The organism is Aeromicrobium sp. 10G20-16, assembly GCF_055809665.1.
Genome location: NZ_CM147919.1, coordinates 2,202,500 through 2,222,432, shown reverse-complemented (window position 1 = coordinate 2,222,432; position 19,933 = coordinate 2,202,500). Strand labels below are relative to the sequence as shown.

Annotated in this window: 20 protein-coding genes and 1 pseudogene; 5 read left to right on the top strand and 16 right to left on the bottom strand. The window is 70.8% G+C overall.

What is annotated here, in order from left to right; all coding sequences use genetic code 11:
- Positions 1-29: 29 nt before the first annotated feature.
- Positions 30-572 carry an HNH endonuclease family protein gene (locus AC0L5F_RS11210; protein ID WP_473313443.1) on the bottom strand — a complete coding sequence of 181 codons (543 nt, stop codon included), beginning with the start codon at positions 570-572 and terminating at the stop codon, positions 30-32.
- Between the two features lie 98 nt (positions 573-670).
- Complete coding sequence (locus tag AC0L5F_RS11205) at positions 671-817, bottom strand: hypothetical protein (protein ID WP_473313442.1); 147 nt, start codon at positions 815-817, stop codon at positions 671-673.
- Between the two features lie 245 nt (positions 818-1,062).
- Between AC0L5F_RS11205 and AC0L5F_RS11200 the strand changes: the two genes are divergently transcribed.
- The gene (locus AC0L5F_RS11200; protein ID WP_473313440.1) at positions 1,063-1,830 is read left to right on the top strand and encodes a glycerophosphodiester phosphodiesterase; all 768 of its coding nucleotides are present in this window, start codon (positions 1,063-1,065) and stop codon (positions 1,828-1,830) included.
- On the opposite strand, the gene AC0L5F_RS11195 is transcribed toward AC0L5F_RS11200, so the two are convergent.
- From AC0L5F_RS11195 to AC0L5F_RS11185, 3 genes are all read right to left on the bottom strand, one after another.
- Positions 1,827-2,822, bottom strand: coding sequence for an MDR family oxidoreductase (locus tag AC0L5F_RS11195; protein WP_473313439.1), 996 nt, complete (start codon positions 2,820-2,822; stop codon positions 1,827-1,829). The genes AC0L5F_RS11200 and AC0L5F_RS11195 overlap by 4 nt on opposite strands.
- A 37-nt stretch (positions 2,823-2,859) precedes the next feature.
- Positions 2,860-3,978, bottom strand: a complete 1,119-nt coding sequence (locus AC0L5F_RS11190; RefSeq protein ID WP_473313438.1) for an alpha/beta hydrolase — start codon at positions 3,976-3,978, stop codon at positions 2,860-2,862.
- Positions 3,979-4,070: 92 nt separating this feature from the next.
- The gene (locus tag AC0L5F_RS11185) at positions 4,071-4,724 is read right to left on the bottom strand and encodes an SIMPL domain-containing protein (RefSeq protein ID WP_473313437.1); all 654 of its coding nucleotides are present in this window, start codon (positions 4,722-4,724) and stop codon (positions 4,071-4,073) included.
- A gap of 92 nt (positions 4,725-4,816) precedes the next feature.
- Here AC0L5F_RS11185 and AC0L5F_RS11180 point away from each other — a divergent pair, with 92 nt between their 5' ends.
- Both AC0L5F_RS11180 and AC0L5F_RS11175 read left to right on the top strand, forming a co-directional pair.
- Positions 4,817-6,136 carry an ATP-dependent 6-phosphofructokinase gene (locus AC0L5F_RS11180; protein ID WP_473313436.1) on the top strand — a complete coding sequence of 440 codons (1,320 nt, stop codon included), beginning with the start codon at positions 4,817-4,819 and terminating at the stop codon, positions 6,134-6,136.
- 170 nt (positions 6,137-6,306) lie between these two features.
- The gene (locus tag AC0L5F_RS11175) at positions 6,307-6,615 is read left to right on the top strand and encodes a hypothetical protein (protein ID WP_473313435.1); all 309 of its coding nucleotides are present in this window, start codon (positions 6,307-6,309) and stop codon (positions 6,613-6,615) included.
- A 194-nt stretch (positions 6,616-6,809) separates the two neighbouring features.
- Here AC0L5F_RS11175 and AC0L5F_RS11170 read toward each other — a convergent pair.
- The 5 genes and pseudogenes from AC0L5F_RS11170 to AC0L5F_RS11150 all read right to left on the bottom strand — a co-directional run.
- Positions 6,810-7,586 (bottom strand): annotated as a pseudogene (locus AC0L5F_RS11170) (DUF11 domain-containing protein); the annotation flags it as partial.
- On the bottom strand, positions 7,585-7,995 hold the full coding sequence (locus AC0L5F_RS11165) for a DUF6923 family protein (protein ID WP_473316188.1): 411 nt from the start codon (positions 7,993-7,995) through the stop codon (positions 7,585-7,587). The gene AC0L5F_RS11165 and the pseudogene AC0L5F_RS11170, both read right to left, overlap by 2 nt.
- A 304-nt stretch (positions 7,996-8,299) precedes the next feature.
- Positions 8,300-9,004 (bottom strand): hypothetical protein, encoded by a 705-nt coding sequence (locus tag AC0L5F_RS11160; RefSeq protein ID WP_473313434.1) that lies wholly within the window; start codon positions 9,002-9,004, stop codon positions 8,300-8,302.
- 30 nt (positions 9,005-9,034) lie between these two features.
- Positions 9,035-11,305, bottom strand: coding sequence for an ATP-binding protein (locus AC0L5F_RS11155; RefSeq protein WP_473313433.1), 2,271 nt, complete (start codon positions 11,303-11,305; stop codon positions 9,035-9,037).
- 124 nt (positions 11,306-11,429) lie between these two features.
- A complete protein-coding gene (locus tag AC0L5F_RS11150; RefSeq protein WP_473313432.1) occupies positions 11,430-11,975 on the bottom strand; it encodes a hypothetical protein in 546 nt (181 codons plus the stop codon).
- Between the two features lie 196 nt (positions 11,976-12,171).
- On the opposite strand from AC0L5F_RS11150, the gene AC0L5F_RS11145 reads away from it, so the two are divergent.
- The gene (locus tag AC0L5F_RS11145; RefSeq protein WP_473313431.1) at positions 12,172-13,461 is read left to right on the top strand and encodes a bifunctional o-acetylhomoserine/o-acetylserine sulfhydrylase; all 1,290 of its coding nucleotides are present in this window, start codon (positions 12,172-12,174) and stop codon (positions 13,459-13,461) included.
- Entirely contained in the window at positions 13,458-14,591 is a 1,134-nt protein-coding gene (metX, locus tag AC0L5F_RS11140; RefSeq protein WP_473313430.1) for a homoserine O-acetyltransferase MetX, read from the top strand. The genes AC0L5F_RS11145 and metX overlap by 4 nt, the downstream gene beginning before the upstream one ends.
- A gap of 3 nt (positions 14,592-14,594) precedes the next feature.
- On the opposite strand, the gene AC0L5F_RS11135 is transcribed toward metX, so the two are convergent.
- The 6 genes from AC0L5F_RS11135 to AC0L5F_RS11110 all read right to left on the bottom strand — a co-directional run bounded on the left by AC0L5F_RS11135 (position 14,595) and on the right by AC0L5F_RS11110 (position 19,889).
- Positions 14,595-15,113 carry a hypothetical protein gene (locus tag AC0L5F_RS11135; protein ID WP_473313429.1) on the bottom strand — a complete coding sequence of 173 codons (519 nt, stop codon included), beginning with the start codon at positions 15,111-15,113 and terminating at the stop codon, positions 14,595-14,597.
- A gap of 12 nt (positions 15,114-15,125) precedes the next feature.
- Positions 15,126-15,884: an SDR family oxidoreductase gene (locus tag AC0L5F_RS11130; protein WP_473313428.1), complete on the bottom strand. Its 759-nt coding sequence runs from the start codon at positions 15,882-15,884 to the stop codon at positions 15,126-15,128.
- A 1-nt stretch (position 15,885) separates the two neighbouring features.
- The gene (locus tag AC0L5F_RS11125) at positions 15,886-16,701 is read right to left on the bottom strand and encodes an SDR family NAD(P)-dependent oxidoreductase (RefSeq protein WP_473313427.1); all 816 of its coding nucleotides are present in this window, start codon (positions 16,699-16,701) and stop codon (positions 15,886-15,888) included.
- Between the two features lie 153 nt (positions 16,702-16,854).
- Positions 16,855-17,493, bottom strand: a complete 639-nt coding sequence (locus AC0L5F_RS11120) for a histidine phosphatase family protein (RefSeq protein WP_473313426.1) — start codon at positions 17,491-17,493, stop codon at positions 16,855-16,857.
- A gap of 139 nt (positions 17,494-17,632) precedes the next feature.
- Positions 17,633-18,283, bottom strand: a complete 651-nt coding sequence (locus AC0L5F_RS11115) for a fasciclin domain-containing protein (protein WP_473313425.1) — start codon at positions 18,281-18,283, stop codon at positions 17,633-17,635.
- 28 nt (positions 18,284-18,311) lie between these two features.
- Complete coding sequence (locus AC0L5F_RS11110) at positions 18,312-19,889, bottom strand: molybdopterin-dependent oxidoreductase (protein WP_473313424.1); 1,578 nt, start codon at positions 19,887-19,889, stop codon at positions 18,312-18,314.
- Between the last annotated feature and the right edge of the window lie 44 nt (positions 19,890-19,933).

Here is a 19,933-nt window from a genome sequence, read left to right as displayed (position 1 = left end):
CCGTCCGGCCGGGCGAGTCGACCAGAGCCTCACGGGCAGTATGTCAACATCTCCGCCAGGGCACGCCGCTCACTCGGGTCGATCGCCAGGTCCCAGGCCTCCTTCACCGAGATCCATCGGCGGGCGTACTCGCACTGGTAGGACTTCTTGGGTCGCCATGCCGCAGGGTCGTCATCGCCCTTGCTCGCGTTCGCCCGGCCGTCGACGGCGAGCGGCTCGCCACTCTCGTTCGCGAACAGCAGTCGACGATCGGTCGTCCAGCCCCGCGCTCCGGAGACCCAGGCCTCCGCGAGCGGCACGACGTGGTCGATCTGAACGCGCTGCGATCCAGCGGGATCCTTCAGATCCGTGACCGTGATGGTGGCACCGGTGTAGGGGTCGATCCACGTGCCGGCCAGGACATCGTGATCGCACGAACCTTGCTGCTGGACGATGGCCGTGCCTTCGACCGCGTCGCGCAGCAGCACGTCGTCGCGCTGGTTGCACCCGTTGCCGTCGGTGTCGCTCCACGCACGACCGAATGCGTCGCGACGATAGCCCTCGGTCGAGGTCGGTCGGCTGTGTACGGCCAAGCGGTCCAGGACCTCGGCGGGGTTCCCCGAGGCGTCGGCTGTCGCGTGTTCCGGCGATTGGTGGCAGCCACCCAGAACGACGGCGACGAGGCCGGCGGCTAGTGCTCGCGAGAGCAGTGCGGGCACTTGACGCAGACGCCGTTCCACGACGGCTTGCCCCAGAAGGCCTTGCCGCAGCCGTCACACTTCTTCACCGACGTGTACTCGCCGCCGCGCGATGCGGAGGCCGTCTCGACACGGGCCATGGCTTCGTTCCTCTCGGACAGGGTCGGAGCGTGAAATTCGCTCACCGGCAAATCTATCGCCGGTCCCGCCCGGTGTGAGGCGTTCTGAGACAATGGGTACAGCCTCGCTCCATGGGTACGGGGACCCGCGACCGAGAGTCGGGAAATTCGATTGGCGCTTCATCGGAGATGGGGCGGGACCCGGACGTGGCGGAGTTCCGGTGGAGGCGGCTGACGTCACCGGCGCAGCGCCTACGCTGGCGACGATGACCCTGATCAGTGCGCACCGCGCCGGCGCGGGCGACCGACGCGACCTCGAGAACACGCGGACGGCGCTCGACCAGACGCTGCAGCTGCCGGTCGACTTCGTCGAGTTCGACGTCCGGGCCTGCCGCGACGGCGCACTCGTGCTGTTCCACGACGCCGAGATCGACACGCCACACGGCCGGCGCCTCGTCTCCTCGCTGTCCCTGGCGGACTTCCAGCAGGCCGCGGGCCCAGAGGTCCTGACCTACGAGGAGGTGCTGACCACGCTCGCGTCGAGCCGGGCCCGCGCCCACGTCGACGTGAAGCTGATCCCCGGCCAGGCGGCCTCCGAGGCCGTCGAGGTGGCGGTCGCGCGGCGGGCCGTCGAGGTGCTCGGGGCCGACCGCGTCATCGTCACCACCATGGAGGAGTCGTCGGTGGCGGCGGTCCGGTCGTGGGCCCAGCAGCACGCACCCTCGCTGCTGGTGGGCCTGTCGCTCGGCCGGAGCATCGACGGCCTGGGGTGGCGGGCCGCGATCCGACAGCTGGTCGGCGACCTGTTTCCCGCCCGCAGGATCGACCGGTGCGGCGCCAACCTGGTCGTGGCCCACCGGCACCTGGCACGGCTCCGGCTCGCCCGATGGGCTCGCCGTCGAGGACTCCCCCTGGTGGTCTGGACCGTCGACGACGACCGCGAGCTGCGTCACTGGCTGGCGCCCGGGCGCGCCTGGCTCGTCACCACCAACGTGCCCGAACGGGCCCTGCGGCTGCGCGACGAGCAGCGCTAGGCCGTCACGTCCACGACGACGCGGCCGCGGACCTTGCCCTCGAGGATCTCGGCCGCGAGGCGCGGGACGTCGGACAGCGGCTCGACCACGGACAGCGAGTCGAGCGTGGCGCTGGGCAGGTCGCGGGCGAGGCGCTCCCACGCCGCCTGGCGCAGGGCCTGGGGCGCATTGACCGAGTCGACGCCCAGCAGCCCGACTCCACGCAGGATGTGCGGCAGGACGGTGGCGTTGGGCATGGCCGGCGCCTCGACCAGGCCGCACGCGGCCACGGCTCCGCCGTACCGGGTCTGGGCCAGCACGTTGACCAACGTGGAGCCCCCGACGGAGTCGACGGCTGCGTCCCAGCGCTCCTTGCCGAGCGGGCGACCCTCGCCCTGCAGGTCCGCCCGATCGATGAACGACGAGGCTCCCAGTGCGGTGAGGTAGTCGTGCTGCTCGGGTCGACCCGTGGCGGCGACGACGGTGTGGCCGGCGGCCGACGCCAGCGCGACGGCGATCGAGCCCACTCCCCCGGCGGCCCCGGTGACCAGCACCTCCGAGCCGGCGGCCAAGCCCCACGCGTCGAGCTTGTCCAGGCACAGGGCCGAGGTGTAGCCGGCCGTGCCGATGGCCATGGCGTCCTGCGTGGAGAAGGCGTCGGGGATGCGCACCAGCCACTCGGGCTTCACGCGCTGGTAGCGGGTGTAGCCGCCGGACTCGGTCTCGGACATGCCCCAGCCGTTGACGACGACGCGGTCACCGGCGGACCAGGCGGGGTCGCTGCTCTCGACCACGGTGCCGGCCAGGTCGGCCCCGGCGACCAGCGGAGTGGTGCGCGCCATCTTCTGCGGGCTCGCGACGACGAGGCCGTCCTTGTAGTTCAGCGACGAGTACTCGACCTCGACCAGCACGGCGTGGTCGGGCAGGTCGGCGGTGGTCAGGTCGCGGAACTCGGCGCGCTGGCCGTCCTCGGTGTCGTCGACGACCAGGGCGCGGAAGGAGGCTTCACTCATGCCTCGAGTGTGTCAGGCCGCCGAGTCCGGCGTGACCTCACCGACGATCGTCTCGGTGTGCGCGTCGGGATCGGTGACGGGCACGCGGTCGAGCTTCGCCCACGACCCGGCGTGCGAAGTCCGCCGCCAGCTGCAGGGCCAGCTCGCTCTCGGGCAGCGCCTTGCCCAGCACGGGGAAGGCGTGCACCTGCTTGCGCCACAGGTGCGTCTCGACCTCGACCCCGTGCGAGGACAGGGCGAGCGCCATCGCCTCGACCTCAGGACGCAGGATCTCGTCCTCGGCGGCGACCAGGAACGTGGGGGACGTGATCTGGTCAGCGGCGTCGAGGGGCGACTCGGCGCCCTCGATGCGCGCACCCTCGGGCAGCCACCGCGAGCGGACCTTGGCGATCTTGCCCAGCGGCAGGTAGGCGTCGCGCGGGCGCACCACGCGCTGCACGTCCTTGTCGAGGCGGTCGGGGTCCAGGCTCAGCAGGGGCGAGAAGCCGATGACCGCGGCCGGCGGAGTCAGCCCGCGGCGCGTGGCCAGCTCGGCGATCTTCATGGCGAGGTAGCCACCGGCCGAGTCACCCGCGACGACGATCTTGTCGGGGTGGGCGCTGATGTCGAGCAGCGCGGCGTAGGCGGTGATGGCGTCATCGACCGAGTCGGCGACGGCGCCCTCGGGCAGCTGCACGTAGTCGACCGAGATCACGGTCGCGCCGCTCTTGCGGGCCAGTCGCTCGCACACCCGGCGGTGCGACTCGATGCCGCAGGAGAAGAACCCTCCCCCGTGCAGGTACAGGATCGTCAGGTCGCTGTCCGGCCCGTGCCGGTGGGTCATCGACTCGACGGCGACGCCGCCCAGCTCGAAGCGGACCGGCTCGACGAAACGTGACCGCGGTCGGCGCGCCGACAGCTTCTCGCTGCGACGCATCCACCCGATGGTGCGGTCGCTGACCGGTGCGACCATGAGCATCGGCTTGAGGACGAGTCGCACGCCGCGCTGCAGCAACCACGACTGCCAGCTGACCTTCTCGTGGACCACGGCGCTGTCGTAGACGACCTTCATCGGTCCGCGCTGAAAGCGGGGCAGCTGCTGCCGCCGCGCCCGCGCGGGAGTGGCGACGAGGCCCACCAGCGCGGCGACGCGATCGAGCAGGGCGGAGATCCACATACTTCGACCGTACCCTCAGTATGTAGGAGCGACAAGTGACATGAGTCGCATACCCGCAGGTCAGAGCACTGTTCGCAGCGAGGAGATCTCGGTCATTCAGCGATGAACCGCGCGTCGACCTCGACGTGGATGACGATCTCGTCCGGGGTGATGTTCAGCTCCGCACGCCCGCCGTCGTCGCCGGACATCATGGCGAAACGCGGCGTTGCGGACGTGCCGGAGCCGTCGCCCAACATGCCCGGATCGGCGAACGACTGCGGGATGACCTTGCCCTTGCGCACCGCGTTGGCCAGCACCTGGGCCTTCTGCACGGCGTCGTCGACGGCAGCCTTGCGCACCTCGGCCTCGTACCCGCGGCGGTTCTTGGCCGAGACGTCCCACGTGACGCTGGCGATCTCGACGCCGACGCGGCCGGACCAGTAGTCCAGGAAACCGCTCATCCGCTCGAAGTCGCCGAACTCGGCACGCACCTCGATGCGCGCGACGTGGTTGAGCTCCTGGCGCGAGCCGTCGGCCGAGTAGGGCCGGTGGCTGAACACACGCACCTGGTCGCACGACCACGCCTGGACGGCGCCTCGATCGTGCAGCTCCTGCAGCTGGCTGGCCAGCGGCTCCTGCACGCCCACGGCGTCGTGGAACACCTCCGCCTTGTCGAGGCCCTCGATGGCCACGGCCATCGAGACCATGGCCCGCTCGGCGGGGTAGCGTTCCTCGGCCGAACCGCGCACCGTGATGTCCAGACTCATGGGGCCAGTGTGCCGCACCGAGCGTCCCCGGTGGCTCGATACCGGTCGCCACCACGGCGAACGTGAGGGTTTCCTCGCGATAGGATCGGGCCGTGGTCACCCTTCAGGACTTGCAGGTCACGAGGCTCGGCGAAGCGACCCTGCCGTCGCCCCTCGCCCCGTACGTGGCCGGACGCGCCACCAACGAGTACTACGTGGGCGAGAACGACCGCATCCTGTTCGACGACACCGTCGAGCTGCTCGAGGGCCGCGGCGTCCCGCTGGACCAGGTGCCGACCTTCGAGACCGGCGGCCCGCGGCAGAAGCTGTTCTTCGACGCCGCCACGACCCGCGTCGGGATCGTCACCTGCGGCGGGCTGTGCCCCGGCCTCAACGACGTCATCCGCGCCCTGGTGCTGGAGCTGCACACCCACTACGGCGTGCGCGACGTGCTGGGGTTCCGCAACGGCTACGCCGGCCTGGTGGCCGAGAGCGGGCTCGAGCCCGTGGCGCTCACGGCCGACAACGTCGCGCGCATCAACGAGCGCGGCGGCACGATCCTCGGATCGTCTCGCGGGGCGCAGGACCCGGCAGCGATCGTCGACCGACTGACCGAGCTCGGCGTCGACATCCTGTTCGTCATCGGCGGCGACGGCTCGATGCGGGGCGCACACAACATCACGCTCGAGATCGCCCGCCGATCCGCCCGCATCTCGGTGGTCGGCGTACCCAAGACGATCGACAACGACATCCCCTACATCGGGCAGAGCTTCGGCTTCTCCACCGCGTTCGGCCGCGCGGCCGAGTCGATCAAGGCCGCCCGGGTCGAGGTCGAGGCGGCGCTGGGCGGCGTCGGCATCGTCAAGGTCATGGGCCGCCACGCCGGCTTCATCGCCTGCTACGCCGCCCTCGCCAACCACGACGCCGACTTCGTGCTGATCCCCGAGGTGGAGTTCAAGCTCGATGGCGAGAACGGTCTGCTCGAGACGCTGCGCCAGCGGGTGGCCGCCAAGGGTGGCGCCGTGATCGTGCTCGCCGAGGGCGCCGGGCAGCACCTGCTCGAGGCGAGCGACACCACCGACGCCAGCGGCAACGCCGTGCTCGGGGACATCGCCCGGCACCTGCGCGACGTGATCACCAAGGACTTCGCCAACGCCTCGCTGCCGCTGACGATGCGCTACTTCAACCCGGGCTACGCGATCCGGTCGGTCCCGGCCGACCCGTCCGACTCGGTCTACTGCGCGCGGCTGGCTCAGACCGCGGTGCACGCCGCGATGTCGGGCCGCACCGACATGGTCGTCGGACGGCGCCGGCACCGCTTCGTGCACGTGCCGATCCCCTTCGTCACGCAGGGCACGCACAGCGTCTCGCCCGACGGCGACCTGTGGCTGTCGGTGCTGGAGAGCACGGCCCAGCCCTTCGTGATGTCCTGAGGCCGAGCTCGCTCGACGCTGACCTCAGGCTGCGTCGACCGGGACCAGCTCGACCACGAGGTTGTCCTCGTAGTGGAACCGGCCGTCGTGCTGCACACGAGAGGCGCAGGTGATCAGGCGCAGCACCCGCTTGTCGCCGGCGAGGAAGAGCTCGCGCGAGGAGCTCGTCCTTGGCGTACTCCTTGGTGTCGGCCACCCGCCAGGTGCGCAGGTCACCGGACGCGTCGCGGGTCGTGGCCTTCATGCCGACCTTCACGTCCCACAGCGCCTTGAACGTGCCCGGCGCGTCACGACCGTCGCTGACGTGCCCGGCGATCACCGTCGGACGATCACCGTCGTCGGACAGCGCCGCGCCGTCGGCCCACAGCCCCGCGCGTCGCACGTCGGCCGGGGGTTCCAGCACCGACCCCTCGAAGCGGATCGGGTCCAGGCGCGCATCCAGTCCGACGCCGGGGACGACGATGGACATCGTGTCCTGAGTCCTCGGCGCAGCCGGCGTCGCCGTCGACTCGACAGACGGGCCCGGGCGGGCCACGCTGGCCGTCCCACCGGAGCCCCACGGGACGATCACCGCGACGAGCGCGACGACCGCGACGAGGACCGCCAGGGCGACGACGAGACGGCGTCGCCCTGGCGGCTGCACGTGAGCGCCGCTCACCAGCAGGTCCTCAGGTCAGCCGAGCCTGCGTCGCAGCACCAGAGCGCCTGCTCCGGCCATGCCCAGGAGTCCGAGTGCGCCGAGCGAGAGCAGATCGCCCGACGAGGACGTCGCTCCCTCACCGCCGGCCGGGACGCTCGGGTTCGCGGGGACGACCGGCTCGTCGGCCGGGGTGTCGACCACGGAGGCGGTGTTGTTCGGGGCCACCGGGTCCGGCTCGTTGCCCTCGACGGTCACGAGGTTCTCGACGGAGTCGGTCTGGTCGGCCGGAACCGAGGCGGTGACGGTGATCGTGGCCGACTCGTCCGGTGCCAGCTCGCCACCGGTGCAGGTGACCTCGTTGCCCGCCACCTGGCAGCCGGCGTCACCCGACGTGGCCGCCACGTTGCTCAGGTCCGACGGGACGTCGTCGGTGATCGTCCATCCGGAGGAGTAGCCGTCGCCGTTGTTCGTCACGGTGATCGTGTAGGTCACCGTCTTGCCGGGGGCGAACCCGGCCGAGGTCTTGGTGACCGCGAGGTCCACGGGCAGGCCCGGGCTCGCCGCTCCGTCGTTGCGAGCGTTGGTCGGCCCGCCGCGGCTGGAGATCAGGGTGAAGGTGGGCTGCGCGGACGCGGGGTTCGTCACCCGGACGCGGTCGATCTGGCCGGTGTCGTTGTGCGAGAAGCCGAGGTCGCCGCCCGCGTACGTCCAGGCGGCGCCGGCCAGGCCCTCGGTGATCTGGGCCGGGGTGAGCGTCCACTGCGTCAGCGCTCCGGTGGCGGGATCGACGCGCACGATGACGCGCCCGTCACCGACGCCCCAGAGGAATCCCTGCGAGAAGCTTCCAGTCCGAGACCTGGCCCGCGGCCTGGAGGGAACCGCCGGTGATGGCGATGGTGTCCTGCAGGGTGCCGTCCGTGACGTCGATGACGTACATGTTCGATCCCGTGGTGTCGGCGGCGTACAGCAGGTTGCCGGGGCCGAAGGCGCCCACCTGCAGGCTCGCGTTCGCGCCGTCGCTGGGGAACAGGTCCGTGCCCACGCGCGTGACGACGCCGCCCTGGCCGATCCGCACCAGCGCGGTCGCCGGGATGTCGTTCGTGGCCGTCGAGGTGAAGCCGTAGAGGTAGTTGTCGTCGGTGTTGTAGCCGATGCCGTTGTACTCCTGGGCGGCCGTGGCGCCCTCGTTGGAGAGCGCGAACTGGCCGTTGTCGCCCACGGCCGCGGTCGACAGCTGCGTCGGCGTGCCCTGGCTGATGAAGATCGTGGGGCGCGCCGGGTCGAAGGCATCCCCGGGTGCTGCCGAGGCGGGAGCGATGGCGCCGCCGAGGAGGAAGAGGGTGGCTGCAGCGCCGGCTGCCGCGCCGCGGGAGAAGGTGAACACAGGCGGGTCCTTGGGAAGCTCGAGAGACAGGATCTCCCGCGAGATTAGGGACCAAGTGCCCGGTCAGACAGCGGACTGATCCAACACGCCCGAATTGACCCCCGTCTGGGGGACAGGCGGCCAGGAGCGGGGTGCTCGATCAGGTCGTGCGGTCCGCGCCGTGCCGACGCCGCATCCACGAGGTGAGCAGGCCGTCACGTTGGGCCTCTCGGCTGAGGTCGAGCTTGGTGCGGACCGGCCGACCGGCCGCCGTGTACTTGGCCTTGACGCGGTCGAGATAGGTCTTGGCGGTGTCCGGCTTCACGTTCAGCACCTCCGCCACCGCGGCCAGCGTCAGACCCGAGGCGTACAGGACCAGCGCGCGCTCCTCCTGGTCGCTCAGCCGGGGCCGGCTGGGGTCTCCGGCCAGGACGGCTGCGAGCTCGGGGGTGTGCCAGGTCTCGCCTCGGAGGACGGCCCCGATCGCGGCGACGATGTCCTCGGCGCTGTCCCGCTTGCCGACGACACCGCCCACACCCGCGCGCACGACCTCGCGCACGAGGGTCGGCGATGCCATGGCCGACAGCACCAGCACCCGCACCCCGCTGTCGACCAGCCGGCGGACCATGGCCGGGTCCACCGAGGGACCACGCTCGACGACCAGGTCGAGCACGACCAGGTGTGGTCGCTGCGCGGGCAGGGCCCGCTCGTGCCACTGCAGGTACTCCGGGAACGTCGCCACCGAAGCCACCACCTTCAGGCCGGGAGCCGCTCCGACGATCTCCACGGTGCGCTCGCGCTGCAGCAGATGGTCCTCCACGATCGCGACCCGCCAGTGCCGCCCACGCTCCTGCCCGTCACCCATCGTCGTCCTCTCGACCTGCTCCAGCGGCGACTATGACACGACCCTCTCCGCGCCGTCAGCCGGGGACACCTCGAGCACCGATCGTCCGGTGACTGACGTGTGGGACACCCGCCACCGCCCCGAGTCGACCGACGGGTGCAGTCCGTCAAGGGACTCGCCATCGCCGACGAGCACCATCTGCGGCCCTGAGGGCGACGGGTACAGGCTGACGACGAGCCGGCCGCCCTCCCCCGTGGCCCCGACCCCGGCCAGCACGAGTCGACCCAGCTCCACGGCAGCGACGTGGTCGGGCGCATCGACCTCGCCGCTGCGGACCACGAGGGTCACGACGCGCTGCCGCGACTCGGCAAGCGCCCGAGCGAACCACTCGTTGATCCGATAGGCAGCGGGACTGAGCTGGATGAGCTGACGCAGGTACTGCTCCTCGGCAGCGCAGCGCCGGACCACCTGCGCCGCGGTCGGATCGAGGTGGCCGCTCGCGATCGCCTCCAGCAGCTCCAGCGTCGAGGCCAGTCCGGCTGCACGCCAGCGACGTCGAGCCACGATCGTCTCGGCGCGCGCGGCCGCCTCCTGGCGCGCGGCGTCGGCGAGGGCGCGTTCGGACTCCGCGTCGGCCACCAGGTCGCCCACCAGTCGGCGAAACCCCGTCCAACCCAGACCCAGCCCCAGCGCGGGCGCGGTGCCGACCAGCACCGTGGCGGCCGCGCCGAGGTCGCTGGTGCCCACGGCCACCGCGGTGACCACCGCCGTGCCGGCCAGGATCGCCATCCCGACGGCGAAGACGCGTCGTCCCCCACGGGTCACCAGCAGCACGAGGATCGGCGTGATGCCGATCGCCTGGTAGTACAGGACATCGGACCGGCCGAAGTCCATGCCCGCGAGTCCGGCCACGAACGCCGGTCCCACCGCCACCAGTCCCACGGCCACGACGGCCGGCGACGCGTGGTCCCGACGGCGCGCGTCGCGCCGGAACAGCACGGCGCACGCCGCCACGACCACCAACATGAGGTAGGTCGCCGTGAGCTCGCCGGGACGGTTGAACGGCTCGATCACGAAGCCGACCACGATGACGGCCCACACCCACCGCCAGCACGCCTGTTCGCGGATCCGCTCGACGTCCGACCCGGGGTCGCCGTCCGGACCGACGGCGACATCGGTGGACGTGGCCAACGGACAGGTCAGTCGCACCCGCGTCCCTCGCCCCGGCGCCGAGTCCAGCGCGACACGTCCGCCGACGGCCGCCAACCGGTCGCGCACCGATCGTCGGATTCCTCGTTCCGGCGTGCTCCCCGGATCGAAGCCGATGCCGTCGTCGGAGACGCTGACCACCAGGTCCTCGCCGTCCCGCTCGACGGCGACCACGACCTCGGTCGCCTCGGCGTGCCGGTCCGCGTTGCGGATCAGCTCGCGCACCGCGCCGTCGAGAGCACGCAACGCCCCGGTCTCGAGCAGCGACTCCTGGCGGCGCAGGTCGTCGTCGCCGAGACCCTCGCGACGCACCTCGATCGCCGTGGCGGCATCGGCCAGGCCCGCCAACGACGGCACGTCGTCGTCGCGCCGCCCGGCGACGAGGGATCGGATCTGCTGAGCGTCCGAGCGGCAGCGCCCACGAACCGCCTCGATGCGCCCGACGTCACGGATGCCGTTCGCCACGGCGCCCAGGGTGTTGATCACCGTGTCGTGGACGACACGCGCGTCCTCGGCCGCCTCGCGCGTCGCCTGGAGCACCGCCTGCCGCACCCGATCCTGCTCGACCGCTCGAGCGGTCTCGACGTCGGCGGAGACGGCCAGCCCGCGCAGGAACGGCATCGCGAGCTGGGCTGCCACGGCGATCGCGGCCGCCGTCACGAACAGCGCCGCCGAACGATCGAACCCCCAGCCCGGTCGAGCCAGCGCGACCACCGTCCCGACGCCGGCCGATCCGAGCACGGGCATCAGCACCGCCCACGGGCGACGCAGCACCAGCCCGCTGACGGCGTAGAGCAGGTTGCCCATCCAGCAGGCGGCCAGCAGGAGCGCACTGTCCAGCTGGTCGAACGCCAGGTAGTCCATGCACCAGAGCGCGTAGAGGCCGAGCAGGGCCGGGGTCATCGGCCACCGCCCCGACCCGACCTGCCAGGCCACCGCTGCGGCCGCGACGTGGGCCAGCACCAGCATCAGGTGCGGCACCCGGGTGTCGGTGATCACGACGGCGGCGAGCGTGACCGCCTGCCAGGCGGCGAGCGCGATGAACAGGGCCCGGCGCACGGCAGCCTCGAAGGCCTGCTCGAGCGGCCCCGCGGGTGGTCGCGCATCGGTCACGCTCGCCCCTCCTACCGGTGCCGTCATGGGGCTCGAACGGTACCGCGGCCCCCGGCGGCGGTCGGAGGACAACCGTCACTCCTGTGGGCAGCCGCCCACAGGAGTGACGAGACAGAGGCGCGGGCTAGCGCGGCCCGGGACCGCCGGGGCCACCGAGGACACCGGCGTCGAAGGCCTTGAGGACCGAGGCCTTGTCGGAGTCGGTGAGGTCGCCGGCCTTGACCGCGTCGTCCAGACGCGAGGACAGCTCGGTGCGGCGAGCAGCCTTGACGTCGGCCTGCACGTCGTCGAGCGCGGCGGTGACCTTGTCCTTCGAGATCCCCAGCTCCTTGGCCAGGGCGGTCGCGAAGGCGTCACGCAGGGTGTCGCGGTCGGCAGGGTCCGGTCGCTCGCCGCGGGCGGGGCGCTGGTCCTTGAGATCGTCGCGGACGGCCTTGATGGCCGTCTTCAGCTGGTCCTCGGTGACACCGAGCGCCTTGGCGAAGGCCGCGGGATCGCGCACCTCTGCTGCCGGTCCCCCGCGGTGCCCCGGGCCCCCGCGCATGCCCTCGCTGTGGCTGCCGGTCGACGGCTGGTCGGCGGCGTTGGCCACGACCATGCCGCCGGCGACGAGGCCGGCCGCGGCCACGGCTCCGGCGATGCCGGTGCGGAGTGCGGTGTTCTTGTCCATGGGAATCTCCTGGTGCTGGCGTTCGGGTGGAACCACCCACGATGAACCGGGCACCTGTCAGCAGGCTGTGATCTGCACGTGAATCCCCTACCACCGTGTCTCACGATGTGGGATTCGTTGATCACAGGGCAAGACGGTGGCAGGCTCGACTGCAGCAGACACGCCCCGACCCCGCCCTTTCTCCGCAGGAGCACCCATGAGCGACAGCTGGACCTTCGAGACCAAGCAGATTCATGCCGGCCAGACGCCGGACCCCACGACCGGAGCTCGCGCGCTGCCGATCTACCAGACCACCTCGTACCAGTTCCGCGACACCCAGCACGCCGCCGACCTGTTCGCGCTGGCCGAGCCGGGCAACATCTACACGCGGATCATGAACCCCACGCAGGACACCGTCGAGCAGCGGCTCGCCGCGCTCGAGGGCGGCGTGGGCGCGCTGCTGTTCGCCTCCGGCCAGGCCGCCACCACCGGCGCCCTGACCAACGTGGCCGAGGCGGGCGACCACATCGTCGCCTCGTCGAGCCTCTACGGCGGCACCGACAGCCTGCTGCGCCACACCTTCCCCAAGCTCGGCATCACCGTGACCTTCGTCGAGGACAACAACAACCCCGACGCGTGGCGCGCGGCCGTGCAGGACAACACCAAGGCGTTCTTCGGCGAGACCATCGGCAACCCGAAGGGCGACATCCTCGACCTCGAGGCCATCGGCGCGGTCGCCAAGGAGGTCGGCGTGCCGTTCATGGTCGACAACACCGTGGCCACCCCGTTCCTGCTCAACCCGCTCCAGCACGGCGTCGACACCGTCATCCACTCGGCCACCAAGTACATCGGCGGACACGGCACGACCGTCGCCGGCGTGGTCATCGACGGCGGCACCTTCGACTACGCCGCCCACGGCGACAAGTTCCCCGGCTTCACCACGGCCGACCCCAGCTATCACGGCCTGGTGTTCGCCGACGCGCTCGGACCGGCTGCGTTCATCGCCAAGCTGCGCGTGCAGTACCTGCGCAACGTGGGTCCGGCCATCGCGCCGTTCAACGCCTTCCTGCTGGCTCAGGGCCTGGAGACGCTGAGCCTGCGCATGGAGCGTCACATCGAGAACACCCGCGCCGTGGCCGAGTGGCTCGAGGCGCGCGACGACGTCGCCAAGGTCACCTGGGCCAGCCTCGACGGCAACCCGTACAAGGAGCTCGCCGACAAGTACGTGCCGAAGGGCTCGGGCGCCGTCCTCACCTTCGAGCTGCCCGGCGGCATCGAGGCAGGCAAGGCGTTCATCGACTCGCTCGAGCTGTTCAGCCACGTCGCCAACATCGGCGACGTGCGCAGCCTGGCCATCCACCCGGCCAGCACGACGCACTCGCAGGGCACGCCCGAGGAGCACGCCGCCACCGGCGTCACCCCCGGCCTGGTGCGCCTGGCCGTCGGCATCGAGGGCATCGAGGACATCCTGGCCGACCTCGACGCGGGACTGCGCGCCGCGAAGTGACACCAGCACCACGCACAGCCGGCGTTGATCGCCCGCGTGTCACCGGGGGGTGGCGCGCGGGCGATCTTGTCGGTGACCGCCGGTTCATCGACATCGGCGACGTCCCGCTCGAGAGCGGCGAGAGCATCCCCGACGTGCAGATCGCCTACGAGACCTGGGGCGAGCACCGGGTCTCGGCCGACGGCAGCTCCAACGCCGTCCTGGTGCTGCACGCCCTGACCGGCGACTCGCACGTCACCGGGCCGAGCGGACCCGCGCACCCGACGCCGGGCTGGTGGGACCCGGCCGTCGGGCCGGGGCGGGCCATCGACACCGACCGGTTCTTCGTGGTCGCGCCGAACATCCTCGGTGGCTGCCAGGGCTCCACCGGGCCATCCAGCATCGCCAGCGACGGCGCGGCGTGGGGCAGCCGGTTCCCCGCGCTGACCGTCCGCGACCAGGTGGCGGCGGAGCGCGCCTTCAGCGACCGACTGGGTGTCGACCGCTGGCGCGCGGTGATCGGCGGCTCGGCCGGCGGCATGCGCGCCCTGGAGTGGGCGGTCGAGCACCCCGACCGGGTGGAACGGCTGTTCCTGCTGGCGACCTCGGCGTCGGCGTCGGCCGAGCAGATCGCCCTGTCGAGGACCCAGATCGCGGCGATCGAGGCCGATCCACACTTCGCCGGTGGCGACTACTACGACGCGGACGCGGGGCCACGCTCCGGTCTCGACATCGCGCGCCGCATCGCCCACATCGCCTACCGGTGCGAACCCGAGCTCGAGGAGCGATTCGGACGCACCGCGCAGGACGACGGTCGCTGGGCGGTCGACTCCTACCTGCAGCACCACGGCGCGAAGCTGGTGAGCCGCTTCGACGCCAACTCCTACGTCGCGCTGTCGTCGGCCATGGACAGCCACGACGTCGCCCGCGGTCGCGGTGGTCTCGCCACGGCACTGGGACGGATCACCGCGCAGACCATCGTGGGCAGCATCGACTCCGACCGCCTCTACCCGCCGCACCAGCAACAGCTGCTGGCCGACCTGATCCCCACGTCCGGACCGCTGCGGACCATCGAGTCGCCGCACGGCCACGACGGCTTCCTCATCGAGGCCGACCAGGTGAGCGCGCTGCTGCGCGAGCTGCTGGGCTGATCCTCAGATCGTGTGGCGGTTCGCCACCGCGTCGTAGAACGCCGTCGAGTCCTTGCGCCACAGCAACCACAGGATCACGACGGCAAGGACGAGGTTGACCACCGACACCACCGAGGTGAACGCGTCGTACTGGCCCCCGGCGATGCCCAGGATGGTCAACGCCACGTTGATGGCACCGAGAACGGTCGCCGTCGCACGCGCCCACGCGCGTCCCTGACCGTTCTTCCACCCCATCCAGAGCCACACCACGGCTCCGACGAGCCCGATGAAGACGGTGAAGCTGGTGCCCACCGCGACCATGGTGTCGATCTGCGTCTGCGTCACGCCCGGATCGGTCTGGCGCATGCGATCGGCGACCCGGTCCGCGTAGTCACCCTGCGTCACGATGGCGATCAGGCCCGACACCACGCTCAGGGCGGCGCCGGCCCACATCAACCGGACGGCCGTGACCACCTCGACCGGTGGAGTCAGGTCGGCGGACGGAAAGCCGTCGGAGTCATCGGTCGTGGGCTCGTCGCTCATGGGACGAGCCTGTCAGACCATCCGGCGCACCACGCTCAGCGGTGCGTGCTTCATGACCTGACCGAGGGGAGCCCACGGCCAGCCCGGGATCGCTGCGTCGGCGACCTCGCGCTCGATCGCCTTGACCAGCGCCCGCGACCCGGTCTCGGTGTCGACCATGAGTCGCGGCTGCTGCTCGATGACGTCGTGCATCTCCGAGGCGATGTAGCCGGGGAACAGGGTGGTCACCGCGATGTCGTGCCCCTTGCGGCCGATCAGGTCAGCGCGAATGCCCTCGGCGAGGTGGGCGACGCCGGCCTTGGTCGCGGCGTAGGTGGCCATCGACGACGGCATGCCGCGCATGGCCGACATCGACGAGATCATCACCAGGTGCCCGGCCTTGCGCTCGTAGAAGTGCTCCATGGCCGCCTCGCACTGCGCCAGCGCTGCGATGAAGTTGGTCTGGGCGGTCTCGCGGTTGGCCTCGAACCTGCCGGTCCCGATGCGGCCGCCCTTGCCGAGCCCGGCGTTGACGATGACCCGGTCGAGTCCGCCGAGCTCGCCGATGGCCGCCTTGAACACGCTGAAGACCTGGTCGTGGTCGTTGACGTCCAGCGCGTGCACGGACACCCCGATGTCGGGATGCGCGGCGAGCAGCTCGTCGCGCAGCGCCTCCAGCCGATCGACGCGACGTGCCGTGATGGCCAGGTGGTGGCCCTTCTCGGCGAGCACGCGGGCCATGCCGGCCCCCAGCCCGGAGCTGGCTCCGGTGATCAGCACGTTTCTGCGCACGTCAGTCCCTCTTGCCCATCTGGATCGCTGCCTTGGCCATCTGACCGTAGTAGACCGGGCGCAGGAAGCGCTTGGCGAAGTACGCGATCTTGCCGTCGCGGTCGGTGAGGATGATGTGGGTTCCCTTCTCGACCTGCTGCAGCACCACCGCGGCGATCTCGTCGGCCGTGCGCTTGGACCCGTCGATCAGCTTGGCGGCCGACGCCTGGGCCGACTCGTCCTTGCCGCGCATGGAGTCGGTGAGGTTGGTCTTGAAGAACGTCGGACAGACCACCGAGACCTGGACGCCGAACGGCTTGAGCTCGTGGAAGAGCGTCTCGCTGAGCGCCACGACGGCAGCCTTGACGCTGTTGTACTCGCTCATGCGCGGTGGGTGCACCAGGCCGGCGGCCGACGCGGTGTTGACGATCGCGCCGCTGCCCGCCTCCTTGAGCATCGGCGTGAAAGTGCGGCAACCGCGGGCGACGCCGAGCAGGTTGATGTCGACGATCCACTGCCACTGGTCCATCTCGGTCAGCTCGATGCGACCGCCGGCGGCCACCCCGGCGTTGTTGAACACCAGGTCGATGCCATTCCAGTGCTCGACGACCCAGTCGCGGGCGCGGGCCCAGTGCACGTCCTGGGTGACGTCGAGCGTCAGGTAGGTGACGGTGCCACCGGACTGGTCGACGAGGGCGGCGAGCTCTGCGGAGGGCTCGTCGTGGACGTCGGTGGCGAGCACCCGCACTCCGCGCTCCGCGAGCTGACGGGTCAGGGCCAGGCCGAGGCCGGAGGCGGCGCCCGTGACGAGGGCGCGGGAGGTCGAGGTGATCTTCATGTTTCAGATACTACCGGTATCCGAAATGGGTGATACTCGCGGACTCGAGCCGCGCCGGCACGTCACCACGCCTCGCGTCCGGGCGGCTTCGCCGCGGAACGACTCACGCGGTGCTGGCGCGCCTCGACGCTCGCGCGCAGAGCGCGCTCGGTCTCAGCGGAAGCTGAGCATGTCGGCGGGGACGTGGGTGTGCTCGTTGAAGGCGAGCAGGCGGCGGCCGCCGCCACCCACGATGACCGTGGTGACGCTGGCGTTGATGACCACGCGGTTCAGGGTGATGAACAGCGAGTCGTCGCCGGTGAGCAGGTGCGAGGCCACCAGGCCGATCGGTCCACCGGAGGTGAACACGGCGACGGACCTGCCCGACCCGGCCTGCTCGGTGGCGGCGTCGAGCGCGCCGAGCACGCGGGAGCGGAACTCGGGGAACGGTTCGGGTCCGGCGATCGCACCGTCGACCCACTCGGCCAGCCGGGCGTCGAGCGTGGCCTGGAACGCCTTGGCATCGGTCGGACGCGACGCAGCGTCGGTCGCATCGGCGAGGCCCAGGTGGTCGTACTCGTTCCACCCGGCGTCGATGTCGTACAGGTCGCCGTCGATGGCATCGAGCACCGCCACCGCCGTCTGGGCGTGGCGCTTCATCGACCCGCACACCGACCAGGTGGGGCGGAACCCCCCGGCCTCCCACGAGGCGCCGAGCGCACTGCCCTGCCGGTGGCCGAGGTCGGAGAGCTGGTCGTAGTCGTCGCTGCCCCACGAGGCCTGTCCGTGCCGGACGAGATGGATCGCTCCCACGTCGCGAGGCTATCGGTGAGCAAGCGTGCGACCGGGCCCGGGGACACGGGAAGGGCCGGTCACCCCCCGGGAGGGGTGACCGGCCCGTAGATCCCTCAGCGCGTCAGAACTGCCGCTGAGCGAACGTGGTGCGTGATGATCACGCAGGCGGCATGAGCACCGAGTCGATCAGGTACACCGTGGCGTTGGCGGTCTTGACGCCACCACAGATGACCTTGGCGTTGTCCGCACCGACGGTGATGTCGTCGCCGGAGCCCTTGACCGTGAGGTCGGCGCCGTTGACGGTCTTGAAGGTGCCGTCGATGTCAGCCGGAGCGATCTGGCCGGGGATGACGTGGTAGGTCAGCACCGACGTCAGGGTGTCGGCACCCGCCGGGGTCTTCAGCGTGTCGACCGTGGCGGCCGGCAGCTTGGCGAACGCGTCGTCGACCGGCGCGAACACGGTGAACTGGCCACCGTTGAGGGTGTCGACCAGGTTGACGTCGGGGTTGAGCTGACCGGACACGGCAGCGACCAGGGTCTTCAGCAACGGGTTGTTGCTGGCGGCCGTGGCGACCGGGTCCTGGGCCATGCCCGAGACCGAGCCGGCACCGTCGGGGACGGCAGCGGCGTAGTCGGCGCAGCCCGGGCCGACGAGGTCGGCTGCCGGATCGGCGTCCGTGGACGGGGCGTCCGAGGACGGGGCGTCAGATGCAGCGGAGTCCGAGCTGCTGTCGGATCCGCAGGCCGCGGTGAACAGCGACAGCGAGGCCACTGCAGCAACTGCGAAGCTCTTGGTGGTCGTACGCATGATGTTTCTCCTTGTGTTGGGGATGTTGCTATTCGACGCGGAACTGGACGCTGTGCCAGCCGGTCGTGCCGTTCGGGCGAATCTTTGCCCGATCGGACGTCTGGGTCTCGCCGTCCTTGTTGGTGGCGCGGACGGTGAGCTTGTGGTTGCCCGAGGTCAGGTCAGGAGCCTCGAAGCTCCACTGACGCCAGGTCTCGATGGTGTCCTCGGTGGCGAGGGTGGCGTCCTGCCACGGCCCGTTGTCCACCATGACCTCGACCTTCTCGATGCCGACGGCCTGGGCCCAGGCGACGCCACCGAACTTGGCGGCACCGGCCTTGAAGGTCTGGAAGGACTTGGGCACGTCGATGCGCGACGAGAACTTGATGGGCGCCTCGGCGTCGTAGTCGCGGGTCGTCCAGTAGGCCTTGAAGTCGGCGAACCGGGTGACCTCGAAGTCGGTCAGCCACTTGGTGGCCGACACGTAGCCGTACAGGCCGGGGACCACCATGCGGACCGGGAAGCCGTGGACGAGCGGGAGGGGCTCGCCGTTCATGCCGATGGCGATCATCGAGTTGCGATCGTCGGTCAGGGCCTCCAGCGGCGTGCCGCAGGTCCAGCTGTCGGCGCTGGTGGTCTTGACGGCGTCGGCCCCGGACTTGACGCCGGCCATCTCCAGCAGCGTCTTGGTCTCGATGCCCAACCAGGTGGCGTTGCCCACGTAGGGGCCGCCGACCTCGTTGGAGACGCAGGTCAAGGTGACGCGGTGCTCCACCAGGTCCATGTCCAGCAGGTCCTGGTAGCTCAGGTTCAGCTCATTGTCGACCATGCCGTGGATGCGCAGCGAGTAGCCGTCGGTCGGGACGTCCGGGACGCTCAGCGCGGTGTCGATGCGGTAGAAGTCGCGGTTCGGGGTGATGTACTTGCTCACGCCGTTGACGTCGACCTGGACGCCGTTGGGAATCGCCGGGGCCGGCGTGGTGGGGGCCGGCAGGGTGACGTTGGCGCGGGACTCCTTGGCCGCCGCACCGCCGAAGACGCGGGTGAGACCGCCGCCGATCGCAGCGACCGCTGCGACACCGAGGGCGCCGATGAGGAAGGCGCGACGCTCGAAGCCGCCCTCGACCGATCCGCGCTCGCCGGCGATGACACCCATGCGGCGCAGCAGGAAGATGATCGTGACGACGGCGACGATGCCGGTCAGGAGCGTGGGAAGCAGCACGACCAGGCGATTGGCCGTGGCCGTGCGGTCGAACAGCGCGGCGAAGAAGGCGATGACGCCGAGCGCGATCATGGCGCCGATGGCGATCTTCGGCCGCTTGACGCCCAGGGCACCGACGACGAGGGCGACGATCGCCAGCGTCACCACGACGCCGCCGATCAGGACCGGCTTGTCGTTGGTGCCGAACTGGTTGACCGCGAAGTCCTTGAGGAAGGGGGGCGCGAAGTCGATCGCGCGATTGCCGACCGAGTTGATCGGCGTGGGGACTCCGGTGAAGAGCTTGGCCAGCAGCGTGCCGAGCGCGAGGCCGAGGGCCGCAGCCAGCAGGCCGGACAACGCGCCGGCCCAACGGGGCGCAGTGCCCTGGGTCTGGGGTGTTGCCGTCTCTGTGCTCACACCAGCCATTCGCCACCCGGGGGCAGGCGGATGGGTCAAAGTTCGAGATTGTT